Below are 12662 nucleotides of genomic sequence, written 5' to 3' on the forward strand. Positions count from 1 at the left end.
GTGGGCGATGAGCGAGAACGCCTCGGACACGTTCGATTCGAACGGCGGAGGCGACTCGGAAGTCGACGACGGCGACGGTACCGAGACCGACGGTGGCGAACACCCACAGGCGCACACCATCCGTCTCGAACTCGTCGACGAACCGGGACAGCTGCTCGCGGCGCTCAGCCCCATCTCCGAGAACGGCGGCAATCTCCTGTCGATATTCCACGAACGCGGGAACCTCACACCGCGTGGGCGTATTCCGGTCGAAGTCGACCTCGAATGCCCGCCGGACCGCTTCGAGACCATCGTCACGGCACTGCGAGACAACGGCGTCAACGTCATCCAAGCCGGTGCAGAGCGGTACGGCGAGGAGTTGACGCTTCTGCTCGTCGGCCACCTCATCGACACGGACCTCTCGGACACGCTCCAACGGATACAGCGGTGTGCCGACGCGACGGTGACTGACCTCTCGCTGTCGGCACCGGAAGGAACCGACGACGTCTCCAGCGCACGTCTCCGTCTCGCGGCGCGGACGGGCAAGACGGAGCGTGTCCTCGACGCGATTCGCGAGGTGACCGACGGGAAAGACATCCACGTCGTCGAACCCCTGACGGAGGTGTCGGCGTGAGCCTCCGTCTCGCCGTCCTCGGCGCGGGGGCGGTCGGTCAGTCGGTCGTCGAACTGGCGAGCGAGTACGGCCACGTCGTCACCGCCGTCGCCGACTCCACGACGGCGACTGTCGACGCCGACGGACTCGACCCGGCGTCGGTGCTGGACCGCAAAGAACGGGAGGGGACCGTCGGCGACGCCGACATCGAAGACGTCCTCGCATCCGACTACGACGTCCTCGTCGAGGCGACGCCGACGACGCTCGGCGACGCCGAACCCGGCTTCTCACACGTGCGGAGCGCACTCGAAGCAGACCGACACGTCGTCCTCGCCAACAAGGGACCGGTCGCCGAGCGCTACGACGACCTGCGCGCACTCGAAGCCGACAGCGCAGGAACCGTCCAGTTCGAGGCTGCCGTCGGCGGCGCTATCCCGGTTCTCTCGACCATCTCGGACTTCGGACCCGACCACATCAACGCCGCACGCGGTGTCCTGAACGGGACGGCCAACTTCATCCTGTCGCGGATGGCTGCCGAAGGACTCGGCTACGAACACGTCCTCGCGGAGGCCCAGGACCTCGGCGTCGCGGAGGCCGACCCCTCCTTCGACGTGGAGGGGACCGACGCCGCGCTGAAGTGCGTCATCCTCGCGAACGTCCTCGGCGACGGCGGCTACAGCCTCGACGACGCAGAGGTCGAAGGGATACAGAACATCCCCGGTAGTGCACTCGACTTGGCGGCCGAAGACGGCCGAACAGTCCGTCTCATCGGCGAGGCGACACCCAGCGGCGTTCGCGTCGGCCCGCGACTCGTCCCGCAGAACGGCACGCTCGCCGTGAGCGGCACGCGAAACATCGTCCAACTGGAGACGGAGTACGCTGGGAATCTCAACCTGAGCGGTCGTGGTGCTGGCGGACCGGAGACGGCGACAGCCGTCCTCTCGGACGTCAGCCGAATCGAGTAGAGACTGTTCCTGCTCGCGCCTCTTACTCACGGTTTTCGAACGGACGCCATCTCGACGGGGTGTCAGCCGTGGCTATTTCAATGGCTTGACGCAACAAGGGTGCTACTCAACCTCTCGGCTCACATCGGTTCGTCTTGCACCAGCGAGTGCCAACGGCCCACAGCACACACGCAGGGCAACGGCGTCACGACCTGCCAGTTCGGCGACTCGACGACTGTCCGCACTGACGGACGTCGTCGAACCAGTGTGTAGAAAGGACGTGTCGACCGGCACAGAGGGAGACAGCCCGAGCGCACCAGACGCGGCCGAGACCACGACAGACTGACCAATGTCGAACCTCAAACAGACGGGAACCAGTGGTATCGAGCGGCAATCCGACGACGACGACCCAGAACCGCCGCAGGACGAAGACAGCTGCTACATCTGCTACCGAGAGCGTACCGACGGAGAGCCGTGCCAACGGCGGATAAACGCCCCGTGGGTGGCTTGTTACGACCACTTCGGAGAACAACCACTGGTCCAGGACCGAAACCAGACGAGTGAGGAGGAAGACCGAGGCGAGTAGAGCGGTCGGAACTACTCGAACTCCGTCGTCTCCGACCGGACGACTCGCTCGACGTCACGGTCGTTCTCGTGGGCGGCGCGGTAGGCGTGCTTGTAGCGACGAATCTTCCGGAAGAGCAGGAGACCGAAGAAGCCGTCGTAGAGGATGATGTAGACGATAAACGCGAGGATGCCCGGAAGACCGGTGACGGCCGCGATGGCGTCCGACGCGATACCGACCGTGGAGTTGTACGTCGCGTGGATGAACGCCGCGATGAGGAGTCCCTTGATGACGATAGGGCCGGCGTTCTCGCGGTTGAACTTCGCGAGTCCGAGATAGTAGCCGGCGAACGCGGAGTAGATGACGTGACCCGGTCCGGCGAGCGCGCGGACGAAGGCGATGCCGTTGCCCGCGCCGATGAGACCGAGACCGAAGTTGACGTCCTCGCCGAGTTGTTGGGCGATGTAGAGGGAGTTCTCGATGGTGGCGAAGCCGAGTCCGGCCATCGCACCGTAGACGGCACCGTCGATGACGGCGTCGAAGCTACTGCTTCGGTACGCGTAGAGACGGACGGCGAGCAACTTCACCGTCTCTTCGACCGGTGCGACGACGAGGAAGAAGAACAGTATCGACCCGACGACGGCGACGGACCGAAAGATGGGACCGAGGAGGCTGTTCAAGATGGCGGCGAAGTTCGCGGTCAAGACGCCGAGGAGAAACGTCGCCACGAGTAGCGAGAGCGGTTCGCCCGACGTGGCGTCGCTGTAGTAGACGTACGCCGCCAGTGCGAAGGCCGGGAGTGCAGACAAGAGGGTGAGCGCACCCGTTTCGAGGTCGGTCAGTGCGGCCAGTCCCCCGATCCCGAGCAGGATGAGCAGTGCGGCGAGGACGACGATGATGCGAGCGGACCACGAGAGAAATCGATACAGCGCGACGGCCAATCCGTCGAGTGAGGTCCGTTCCTCCCACGTCGAGATGTCGTAGAGGTCGACATCCGAGTCGGACTCGTTTTGAATCGGGTCGCTTTTCTCTGGCATGATGGTCAGTATTCGGGCCTGACGAATAATTAACAGGGGTCTAAGCGGCCAACCTCGCCGGAGGCGCCGACGGGCGTCGGAGTCGGGACAGACGAGGTAGGCTGAAAACCCCGGCAGTCCAAAGAGAGGTATGCACTTCGACCAACGCACGCAGAAGGCGTTGCGGGAGGTCGGCCTCGACCGTGAACGACTCCGAAAGGCGTCGAAGTTGGTCACCGAGGCCGTCCAGCGCGACGCCGAAGAGTTGGAAGCGTTCTTCGAGGACGGTGGAACGTTCTACTCGGATATGGAGATGGCTCACAGCGCGAGCGACGTCCAAGAACACGACGTCGAGTTCGTCGACCTGTTCACACACGGGGCAGACCTGCGAGGCTACCTTCGGTTCGGTTCGTGGGGTGTCCCCGTCGAAGACGGCCGCATCCTGTCCGACGAGAAAGTGGAACTCCGACTAGGGTCGACGGTCAACGCCCGCGTCCGATTCGCTCGCGACGAAGACGCGCTATGACCGAGGGGAGCGTTCGAGCACGTGTTCGTGGCATCTACACCACGTCGCTGACACAACTCCTCCTCGATTCCGGCCACGAGGTGGTACAGGCGTCCGACCCCATCCGAGAGCGGTTCGACGCGACGCTCCCCGACGAGGACCACGACGTCGAACTCGCGACGACCGACGACCGACAAGGCGTCGGTGTCGAGGGTGACCCGGACGCCGTCGAGACGGTTCTCGCCCTACTCCGAGACGTCGGTGTCGACACCCTCGCGTGGTTCGACCCTGCACCGACGGGGTCGGTGTTCGACGGCGTCGTCCGCGAGACGCTCGGCAGCGGTGCCGTCGTCGACATCGGCGACGGCGGCGAGGGCTTTCTCCCCTTCAGAAACGCCGAGAACCACATCAGCGACGACGACGCGGTTCGAGTACAGGTGACGGAGGCCGCCCCGCCGTGGGACGACGACCGACCGCTACTAGACACCGAGTTGAAAGCGTTCGCCGGACTCGCGACGCTCGTCCCCGGACAGGAGGGAACTCGTGTCGACACTCGCGACGACGCCGCCGGACGCGAACTCGCCGGGATGACGGACCTCCTCGGTGCCGACGTTCCGGACGGATGGGGCGTCAGGTGGTCACACTCGGCGACTGCGGCGAGCATGGACGCGCTGGGCGACGCACTCACGCGGGCCTCCGAGCGAGCGTCGGCACTCGACGACGTCGTCGGCAGCGAGGTCGGTGAACCGGGGCGAGTCGCCGCCCCGACGGAGACGGCGTGGTGTTGGTTCGGCCGCGAGTCACGGTTCGCACTCGACGAACACCGCCGAGCGGTGACGCGGACGATGCCCGGTCACCACCGCATCAAGGCCGCCCACGAGGCGGCGAGCGCCGGCGTCGACTTCGCGGAGGCACTGTGTGACCTCGGCGGCGACGACGCGGCGTTCCCGTTCGACGTCGTGACCCGACAGTTCGGTCCCGGCGCGGGCGACACGGTCAGAATCGGCCACGGGAAACCCGACGGCCGACTCATCCTCCTCGGGAGCGGCGACGTCGTCGACTACGACGGCGCGGAGGGGACGCTCTCCGTCGAACGACAGATGTCCCCCGGCGGCACCTACGACGCACTCGGAGTACCACGAGAGTCGGGTGACACCGCCCTGACGAAGTTCCGCGAGGGTCGCTGGTGGTATCCGACGGTCTACCGCGATTCGGAGGGGAATCGGAAGGGAACCTACGTCAACGTCTGTACGCCCGTCGAGTGTTTCCCGAAGACGATTCGGTACGTGGACCTCCACGTCGACGTCATCAAGCACGCCGATGGGCGAGTCGAACGCGTCGACGACGACGAACTCGACGACGCCGTCGAGGCGGGAGAGTTGTCCGAGGCACTGGCCGAGAAGGCACGAGACGTGGCGAGTGCGTTAGAGCGGGCGTTGTAACCCGCAGTATAGACTCTCGTCAAAAGTGGCGTGCCGAATAGAGAGGACGTATGCGGCACGAGGTACTCTCATTTCTCATGCCGACGGGTGAGTCTCCTGTTTCTGCTCAGTAGTGTCTGGGGTGGTCTGTGTACGTCTGAACAAGATACCAATCAGGAGAAACGCGATTGGAGACACGACAGCGTACCCGACAATACCGATGTTTCGGACCTGCATGTCGGCAAGCGGGACACCGACCAAACCTACGAGACTCAGCACACCGCTCACGAGTAACAGCGTTCGAACTGCCAGTTCCAGTCTCCCACCCGTGAAGACGAACGAAGCAAAGAGAAGCGAGAGCGCGAAGAACCAGTCCCACGCCAAGATGTCTAACGCATAGAGTACCGATGGCCACGTAAACGAGATAACCAGTGGAACCCACGGCAACCCTGTCGCTTCTAACTGGGGGCCGACAGTCAGAATGACAAAATGGACGCTGGTTGTGATCGCTGCTAGTACGGTCATGAAGACGAGTGCAGTGAGACTGTATATCTTGGCCGCAGGACGCGCATACGCGTGAATAGCGACCATGGTAACGAGATAGAGTGCTGCCAGCGGGAGGATGAGCAGTTCCATGAGCGTGACGTAGGGATACCCGATTGGGTCCTGTGGTGACGCTAACGAGAGGAAGCCGAGAGCCGTTACGATGGTGTACGCAACTCCGAAGACGAATACGGACAGGGCTGCGAGTTCCCCAACTACCCGATGGCTGGACGTGAACCCTGCTTGGAGATTTCTGTTGAAATTCATCGGTCGTTATTCGCTCTGTTAGGACATAGAATCGTCCCCAGTTCTACTCTCTCACGAACCGATAGTGGCTACGCGCGCTAAGTTCAGCACGACCATCGAAACCTCCCCGGATGCTGTCAGAAGATGCGTGCAACATACAGAGAGTGAATCTATCAGAACACACATTACCGTTGTCTGGAAATTCGTCTCATATGCCCTCTAATTGGTCTCGACGCCGACTCCTTCAAATTGGAAGTTTCTCTGCTGTCGTAGCACTGTCGGGGTGCACCTCACTACCATTCGTGGGAACACTGGGATTCATTCTCCGGAATCACACAAGTGAGGCACACGACGCGCATATCGAAATTCAACTCTACGGGCGAACAACGTTTGAGCAGACGTACCAGCTACCCCCTGCACAGGGAGGAAAACCACACGTACGCATCGAAACAGATGCAGTCTCAAGTATCCCTGCTGGTGTCACTTACTCTGTGTCTGTTTCCCTCGATGGAGGAGAAGCAGAATCAATCAACGCGACTATGGACTGTACAAGTCGAGAGGGCCAGCAGATGGACGAAGAGTTAGACATCAACATCGGGTTTGGGAATTCTCGTGGCGTTCAGATTTCAGAGACTTCCTGTTAGGTTGCTCGCCCCGGCGTTTACTCAGAGGAAAAGTGGGAGAGATACATGTTCTATTCAGCACGACCCCAGAAACCTCTCCAGTCGCTGATAGAGATAGTGACGAACCGAATTTGTGCACCACATCTCGAACCAGACACTCGTTGTCTCACTCTGGTGGTGGCAGGTCCTTTGAACTACTCTCGACTGGCGTCTCCCGAGCGTTGGCGATGACGCTACAAAGCGAGTTGGGGGTCGAGCAGGCCAGAGGCCCGTTCGACACTCGAAAAGACCGACTAGAAGTGCTCGGCGGACTCGTTGGAGAACTGCAGGTCGCCGCCGCGGCCACCCTCGACGGTGCTGCTACCGCTGTCGCCAGTACTGGGGACGCGGACGGTGACGTCTTGGACCTCCTCGAAGTCCATGATGAGGTCACGTTTAATGTTCTGTGCGGTGAGGTTGCTGATGCCGCACCCCGAACAGGTGCCACCGAGTTCGACGGTGACCTCGCCCGTCTCGGGGTTCGCCTCGCGGACGACGCTCGTTCCGCCGTGCATCTGGATGATGGGCATCTGTCCGACCATCCAGTTCTCGATGCGCTTCTGGAGGCTTTCCTCGGTCATTACTCCCCTTTGGAACTGCAGCTATGGGTATGTTGTGGTTTCCACAGCGAGACCAAGACCGTGAAAAACTGCTCACTCTCGGCGGCGGTCCGCGAGTCGCCATCCAGCGAGACCGAGTGCCGTGAGGCCGACGCCGACACCGAATCCGGGCGCGTCGGCGTCGCTCGTGGGCGTCGACTGGGACTCCGTGTCCGATGCGTTCGGTGTCGGCGTCGCGGTGACGACGTCCGACCCACCGTCCATACTGGTTCCGTTCGTCAGCGACGGTGGGTTCTCTTGGTCGCCCGCGTGGTCGGGGAAGACGTAGATTTCTGCGCCTTCGCCACGAGGGACGCCCATGTCGCTGGCGACGAACGTCTCACCGGGGACAGCGAGTTGGGCGGTCCAGAAACTCGCCGCGTCGGGGTCGCGCCACCACGTCAGTTCCTCGGGGTTCGACGGGTCGGAGATGTCGTGTCGCTTGACGCCGCCTTGGTACCACGACGAGTAGAGCCGTTCACCACGGAACTCGAAGTTGTGGGCGGTGGTCCAGACACCGCCGTAGACGGGATTGTCTGTGGTCGGTGGTTCGATGGTCGTGAGGCGTTCGGGAGTCGTCGGGTCGGAGATGTCCCAGAGGTCGATACCGCTCGGCCCGCCAACGAGTCCGTCTTCTTCGGTCTGACGCGCCCACGACTCGCGGCCGACGCCGAGGAGACTGCTGTCGTCGGTGACGCTGACGAAGTGGTGGTTCCCCGGCGGCGTCATCCCCTGTCGACGTACCTCGCCCTCCGAGAGGTCCAGTAACTCGTCACGAGGAACGCCCTCGATGTGCGAGAGATAGCTCGGAGCCGTCGGGTCGCTCACGTCGAGGAGCCACGTTCCGGCGTCCCACTCTGCGAGGTAGGCGACGCCGTCGTGGACCCACACGTCGTGGGTCGACCGAAGCCACGGCGGGACGTCGCTCCACGCCTCGTCGTAGTCGGGGAGCGACCACCGGGCGACCTCTTCGGGTGAATCGCCAGAGACGTCGGCGATTACGATGGGGTTCTTCGCGCCGTTGTTGGCGGTCAGGTAGGCGTAGTCGCCGTCGAGGTAGCAGTTGTGGATAGGGTGGTCCGTCTCGTAGAAAGCGACCGTCTCGGGGTTCGCCGGGTCACTCACGTCCTCGACGAGCATCCCCGCGAGCGCACCGGGAATGGGGTTGGCTGGGCCGACGACGACGAGACGGTTACCGCGGAGTTTGACGTCGTAGATGCCGCGGAGGGGGCCGTTCTCGCGGTCCGCGAGGAGGTCACGTCGGTCGGCGACGACTTCGGGACGGTCGGCGACGGAGACGTCGACGACGGCGTATCCGGTCGTCGCGGCGACGAAGACGTACTGACCGTCGGGACCGACGACGGCCTCTTTCGCCCCGTCGACGGCGACGCTGCCGTATGGGCGGTAGGGACCGGGGTGGGCGGTAGCCGTACTCCCTCCGACGACGGACGCACCGAGTGCGGCCGCGCCGAGACGGAGTACGTCACGTCTGTGCATACCGGTTCAAACGGGCGCAGAAAAATAAGGGGCGTGGGTCGTCGAGTCGACTCGATTACGCCGACGCTGGACTCGTCGCCGACGCGTCGACTGACTGTGCCTGCTCGTCTGCGGTACCCGAGGTCTCCGAGTCGTCCGACTCGGACTCGCCGGAGACCAGTTTCGCACAGAGGTCCTCGAAGTTCGCCGTGAAGTCGGCGTTCAGTCGCGAACTCGACCAGTACGCCCGTTCGTAGTCGTCGGAGTCGTACTCGCCGTAGAGTTCGAGTTCACGCTCGTCTGCGCCGTCGGCGAGTGCGGCGAGTTCAGCCTCGTCGAAGCGGACGACGAGTCGGTTCTCCGCTTCGTCGTACGTGACCTGTTCGGCGGATACCGAGGCTGAACCGGGTCCCGGCGAGACGACGGAGAACGAATCGGCGTCGACGCTAGTCGTGTTGGCCGGGGCGTCCATCGTGAGCACCATCTTACCCTTCCCGTCGACGGCGACTGTCGCGTCGTCGACTGTGACCTCCGACGTCACGCGCTGCATCCGGCCTTCCCGTTCGGGGGCGACGGTGCCACGCGCCTGGAGATAGTCGATGACAGTCGTCGCGAGGAGTTCGTCGGTCGTCTCCACACGAGGTGCGTCGGCCAGCGGATAGCTACTGCCGCCGCCGGCCATGAAGCTGTTGACGGCGACGGTGTACGTCTCGTTCTCGTCGAGGCGTTCCCAGTTCGGGTCTTCGGTCGGACCGGCGGTGTTCACGTAGATGTCGCGAATCTTCGGGTCGGCGTCTTCCCGGGGAATCCAGTCGAACCGGACGCCGCTGACCTGCTGGGAGATTTCGGACCCGTACTGCTGGCCGGTCTCACTCTCGACGGTGATGACCTGACTGGCGAGCGTCTCTCGGAGTTCGCTCCCGGTGAGTTCCACCGAGACGAGGGTGTTGGCGAACGGAAGCGTGTTGAACACGTCGCCGCCGGTAATCGGGCCGGGGCCGTAGACGGAGTCAGAGCGGATGCCGCCGGCGTTCGTGATGGCGACGTCGGCGTCGACCCGCTCGCGCATCGCGTCGGTGACGAGATTTCCGTACCCCGTCTCGCCGTGGTAGTTCGCGGCGAACGTCGCGTTCAGTTCGGTCTCCGAGTAGCCAACGGTGGAGTCGAGGTTGACTTCGGAACGGTAGTCGTCGATGGTGGCCGAGGCGTTCTCGTCTTTCGGGATGTCGTCGGTGACGGTGATGAGTCGTCCGTCCCAACTCGTGACTTCGCCACCCTCGACGATGAGGTTGACTTCACTCAGGTACTCCGCGCGGGCGACGCCTTCGGTGATGACGGTGTCGGACGTCTCCTGCGGCGGGTACTTTATCTCGTCGTCGCCGACGGCGATGACGTCGATGTTGCCCTCGTCGGCTTCGGCGAGTTCCTTCGCCTCCGGGACGCCGGTGTGGGCCAGCGCGACGACGACGTCGACGTCCTCCTCACTTTTCAGGTACTCGGCGGTCTGCGGGCCTTTCTCGCGGAAGTCCTGAACTTCGAGGCCGCGCTCGGAGAAGTTGATGTTCGTCTTGCCGTAGGTCGCGCCCTCGTCGACGACGCCGATGAAGCCGACGCGAACGCCGTCGTGTTCGACGATAGTGTAGTTCTCCGTCCCGTCGAAGGATTCGCCCGTGGAGGCGTTCACGAGGTTCGTCGCCAGCCACGGGAACTCGGAGTCGGCAGTGACGTTCGACATCTGTTCGAGTCCGTAGTCGAACTCGTGGTTGCCGACGACGTCGGCGTCGGGGTCGATCTGATTCAACACGGCGACGGGTGCACGCCACTGACTCACCGGCGAGAGCGCGTGCGGGCTAATCTGGTCGCCCGCACCGGCGACGACGGTGGGGTTGTCGTGCGCCGCGCGTCGTCGCTCGATAAGGGTCACCAGACGCGGGAGGTTACCGTCCTCCGCGGCGGCGGTCTGGATGTCGTTGTAGGTTAGGACGGTAAGCGTCGTCGAGTTGTTCTCGGTCTGTGCGAGCGTCTCTGTCGCGGACGTACTCGCGGGCGATACGGCTTGTGCGGAATCGGTCGTCGGCTGTGCGGTCACGGGGGCGAAGCCAGTCGTGACGAGACAGACGAGCAGGAAGAGTGTGGTTACGCGTCGCATCCGTCTGAACCCTGCCGGAACGAAGTATTAAGTCTAATTGCCAATACGACCAGAGATGATTGAACCCGAACTGAGCAGTATATAGCGTGCCGTCGTGTCTGCTTCGCTATCGAACCTGCAGATGCGACCGGTCACCTGTCCCGCCTACGAAGAAACCGCTGGTCGTCACGGCCTACAGCCGTGACCGGTCACCGGTTCCTCCGGTCAACGCACTCGCGACGGCACCCTTCAAGACGACTTCGTCGCCGAGCGTCGTCAACTGGATGTCGGGGACGTTGATGAACACCATGTCGTCGATGCGCTCTTTGATGGGTTCGAGGATGAGTTCGGGATTGTTGGTAGCGACGGCACCGCCGATGAAGATGACGAGGGGCGCGTACGATTGGACGATGTTGGCGACGCCCATCGTGTTCCAGTGGTTCACTTGGTCGATGACGTAGTCGGCGAACTCGTCTTCGCCGGCGTGGTCGAAGACGTCGATGGCGTCGAAGTCGGGGTCCTCGATGGGCAACTCCGTCTCCACTGTGTCCTCCTCGTAGATGTACTCGGCGTATTTCGGGATGTTGTTGCCCGAGCAGTACGCCTCCCAGTGGCCGTCGCGGCCACAGCCACAGCGCATCTCGCCGTTCGGGTCGACGGTCATGTGTCCGACCTCGCCGGCGTTGCCGTCCCACCCGGAGAGCACGTGCCCGTCGACGCAGACGCCGGCACCGATACCGGAAGAGATGGTAACGTAGACCATGTCGTCGGGGTTGCGGTCGCTGTAGAAGCGCTCGCCGATGACGCCAGCAGCGGTGTCGTTGTGGAGGTAGATACGGTCGGTGTCGAGGAGTTTCGAGAGCGGGCCGGTGAGGGGGATGCGGTCGATGGTGTCGGGGAGGTTCGCCGGGTTCTCGACGACGCCCTCCGCGAGGTCGAGCGGACCGATAGAACCGATGCCGGCGGCGACTGCCTGCTCGGGGTCGACGCCAGCCTCGTCGAACGCGGCGCGGGTGACTTCCAGCACGGCTTCGGTGACCGCGATACCGGTTGGGCCGCGTGGCGTCCCGCGCTTGCTTACTCCGAGAATCTCTGCGTTCTCGTCGGCGACGGCCGCCCGGACGTTCGTCGCCCCCAGGTCGACGCCCACGTAGTAGGCCATTGTCTATGTAGCCTCGTGCCCACCACTTAACTACACTCGTTCTAAACCTTTCGCAGAGCTGAGTAACACCCCTGCTAAGAGCGGTGTACGCCGACTCCCGTGGGTCTGTACGATTACTGCCCGCTGCTGCTCGTGTTGCTCGGAAGTTGCGGGATGAGCCACGTGAGGAAGGCGTCTTGACTCCGCGACTGGAGCCACAGTTTTCCGGGGCCGGTGAACTCACAGACGAGTCCCTCGCCGCTGAACAGCGTCGACTTCATCCCGCCGACACGCCGCACCTCGAACGTCGTCGACTCCTCGAAGGCGACGATGTGGCCGGTGTCGACGACGTACTGTTCGCCTTCGGTCAGTTCGACTTCGTGGACCGCACCGTAACTGGAGAGGAAGGTGGGACCGGTCCCCGTCAGTTTCAGCAAGAAGAGGCCTTCGCCGCCGAAGAAGCTTCGACCGCCGCCGAACTTGGTGTCGAGTTCGACGGTGTCGTCCGCCGCGAGAAACGACCCCGACTGGACGAGCAGTGTCTCGTCGGTGATGTCGTGACGGACGACGTCACCGGGGAGCGGCGGTGCGAGGGTGATGTGGCCCGGTTCGGTCGCAGTGTAGGTGTTCTGAAAGAAGCTCTCGCCGCCGAGGACGCTCCGTTTCAGCGACCCCAAGATGCCACCGTTGGCCTTCGTCTCGACGTCGAGTCCTGGCGTGTGACTCACCATCGACCCGGCTTCGGTTCGGAGGCGCTCGCCGGTGTCGAGGTGGACGGTCAAGAGGGCAAAGGAGGGACGGTAGTCGATTTCGTGCTCCATGGT

At 63.3% G+C, this 12662-nt stretch carries 12 protein-coding genes; 5 read left to right on the forward strand and 7 right to left on the reverse strand.

Annotated features, from left to right (window positions below; all coding sequences use genetic code 11):
- Positions 1-7: 7 nt before the first annotated feature.
- From BM083_RS14265 to BM083_RS14275, 3 genes are all read left to right on the forward strand, one after another.
- Complete coding sequence (locus tag BM083_RS14265) at positions 8-613, forward strand: amino acid-binding protein (RefSeq protein ID WP_009366697.1); 606 nt, start codon at positions 8-10, stop codon at positions 611-613.
- A complete protein-coding gene (locus BM083_RS14270; protein ID WP_089870161.1) occupies positions 610-1557 on the forward strand; it encodes a homoserine dehydrogenase in 948 nt (315 codons plus the stop codon). Before BM083_RS14265 ends, BM083_RS14270 begins: the two co-directional genes overlap by 4 nt.
- A gap of 328 nt (positions 1558-1885) precedes the next feature.
- The gene (locus tag BM083_RS14275) at positions 1886-2122 is read left to right on the forward strand and encodes a hypothetical protein (protein WP_089870162.1); all 237 of its coding nucleotides are present in this window, start codon (positions 1886-1888) and stop codon (positions 2120-2122) included.
- Between the two features lie 11 nt (positions 2123-2133).
- Here the strand turns inward: BM083_RS14275 and BM083_RS14280 are convergent, their stop codons facing one another.
- Positions 2134-3138, reverse strand: a complete 1005-nt coding sequence (locus BM083_RS14280) for a PrsW family intramembrane metalloprotease (protein ID WP_089870163.1) — start codon at positions 3136-3138, stop codon at positions 2134-2136.
- A gap of 130 nt (positions 3139-3268) precedes the next feature.
- On the opposite strand from BM083_RS14280, the gene BM083_RS14285 reads away from it, so the two are divergent.
- Positions 3269-3643 carry a DUF7532 family protein gene (locus BM083_RS14285; RefSeq protein ID WP_009366701.1) on the forward strand — a complete coding sequence of 125 codons (375 nt, stop codon included), beginning with the start codon at positions 3269-3271 and terminating at the stop codon, positions 3641-3643.
- Positions 3640-5064, forward strand: a complete 1425-nt coding sequence (locus BM083_RS14290) for a ribonuclease FAU-1 family protein (protein ID WP_089870164.1) — start codon at positions 3640-3642, stop codon at positions 5062-5064. Before BM083_RS14285 ends, BM083_RS14290 begins: the two co-directional genes overlap by 4 nt.
- 75 nt (positions 5065-5139) lie before the next feature.
- Here the strand turns inward: BM083_RS14290 and BM083_RS14295 are convergent, their stop codons facing one another.
- The 6 genes from BM083_RS14295 to BM083_RS14320 all read right to left on the reverse strand — a co-directional run bounded on the left by BM083_RS14295 (position 5140) and on the right by BM083_RS14320 (position 12659).
- Entirely contained in the window at positions 5140-5853 is a 714-nt protein-coding gene (locus tag BM083_RS14295; RefSeq protein ID WP_089870165.1) for a hypothetical protein, read from the reverse strand.
- Between the two features lie 895 nt (positions 5854-6748).
- Positions 6749-7075 carry a NifU family protein gene (locus BM083_RS23810; protein WP_009366705.1) on the reverse strand — a complete coding sequence of 109 codons (327 nt, stop codon included), beginning with the start codon at positions 7073-7075 and terminating at the stop codon, positions 6749-6751.
- A 72-nt stretch (positions 7076-7147) separates the two neighbouring features.
- The gene (locus BM083_RS14305) at positions 7148-8590 is read right to left on the reverse strand and encodes an LVIVD repeat-containing protein (protein ID WP_245756901.1); all 1443 of its coding nucleotides are present in this window, start codon (positions 8588-8590) and stop codon (positions 7148-7150) included.
- Positions 8591-8645: 55 nt separating this feature from the next.
- Positions 8646-10718, reverse strand: coding sequence for a bifunctional metallophosphatase/5'-nucleotidase (locus BM083_RS14310; RefSeq protein WP_089870167.1), 2073 nt, complete (start codon positions 10716-10718; stop codon positions 8646-8648).
- 172 nt (positions 10719-10890) lie between these two features.
- A complete protein-coding gene (locus tag BM083_RS14315; RefSeq protein ID WP_089870168.1) occupies positions 10891-11859 on the reverse strand; it encodes an ROK family protein in 969 nt (322 codons plus the stop codon).
- A gap of 113 nt (positions 11860-11972) precedes the next feature.
- Entirely contained in the window at positions 11973-12659 is a 687-nt protein-coding gene (locus BM083_RS14320) for a TIGR00266 family protein (RefSeq protein ID WP_089870169.1), read from the reverse strand.
- Positions 12660-12662 lie beyond the last annotated feature (3 nt).

Source organism: Halogranum rubrum (assembly GCF_900114455.1).
GTDB classification, from domain to species: Archaea; Halobacteriota; Halobacteria; order Halobacteriales; family Haloferacaceae; genus Halogranum; species Halogranum rubrum.

What these genes read in the sequence shown, in the direction of transcription:
- BM083_RS14265 (WP_009366697.1), top strand. Translation starts at nt 8, where the DNA reads ATGAGCGAGAACGCCTCGGACACGTTCGATTCGAACGGCGGAGGCGAC.
- BM083_RS14275 (WP_089870162.1), top strand. Translation starts at nt 1,886, where the DNA reads ATGTCGAACCTCAAACAGACGGGAACCAGTGGTATCGAGCGGCAATCC.
- BM083_RS14280 (WP_089870163.1), bottom strand. Translation starts at nt 3,138, where the DNA reads ATGCCAGAGAAAAGCGACCCGATTCAAAACGAGTCCGACTCGGATGTC.
- BM083_RS14285 (WP_009366701.1), top strand. Translation starts at nt 3,269, where the DNA reads ATGCACTTCGACCAACGCACGCAGAAGGCGTTGCGGGAGGTCGGCCTC.
- BM083_RS14290 (WP_089870164.1), top strand. Translation starts at nt 3,640, where the DNA reads ATGACCGAGGGGAGCGTTCGAGCACGTGTTCGTGGCATCTACACCACG.
- BM083_RS14295 (WP_089870165.1), bottom strand. Translation starts at nt 5,853, where the DNA reads ATGAATTTCAACAGAAATCTCCAAGCAGGGTTCACGTCCAGCCATCGG.
- BM083_RS23810 (WP_009366705.1), bottom strand. Translation starts at nt 7,075, where the DNA reads ATGACCGAGGAAAGCCTCCAGAAGCGCATCGAGAACTGGATGGTCGGA.
- BM083_RS14305 (WP_245756901.1), bottom strand. Translation starts at nt 8,590, where the DNA reads ATGCACAGACGTGACGTACTCCGTCTCGGCGCGGCCGCACTCGGTGCG.
- BM083_RS14310 (WP_089870167.1), bottom strand. Translation starts at nt 10,718, where the DNA reads ATGCGACGCGTAACCACACTCTTCCTGCTCGTCTGTCTCGTCACGACT.
- BM083_RS14315 (WP_089870168.1), bottom strand. Translation starts at nt 11,859, where the DNA reads ATGGCCTACTACGTGGGCGTCGACCTGGGGGCGACGAACGTCCGGGCG.
- BM083_RS14320 (WP_089870169.1), bottom strand. Translation starts at nt 12,659, where the DNA reads ATGGAGCACGAAATCGACTACCGTCCCTCCTTTGCCCTCTTGACCGTC.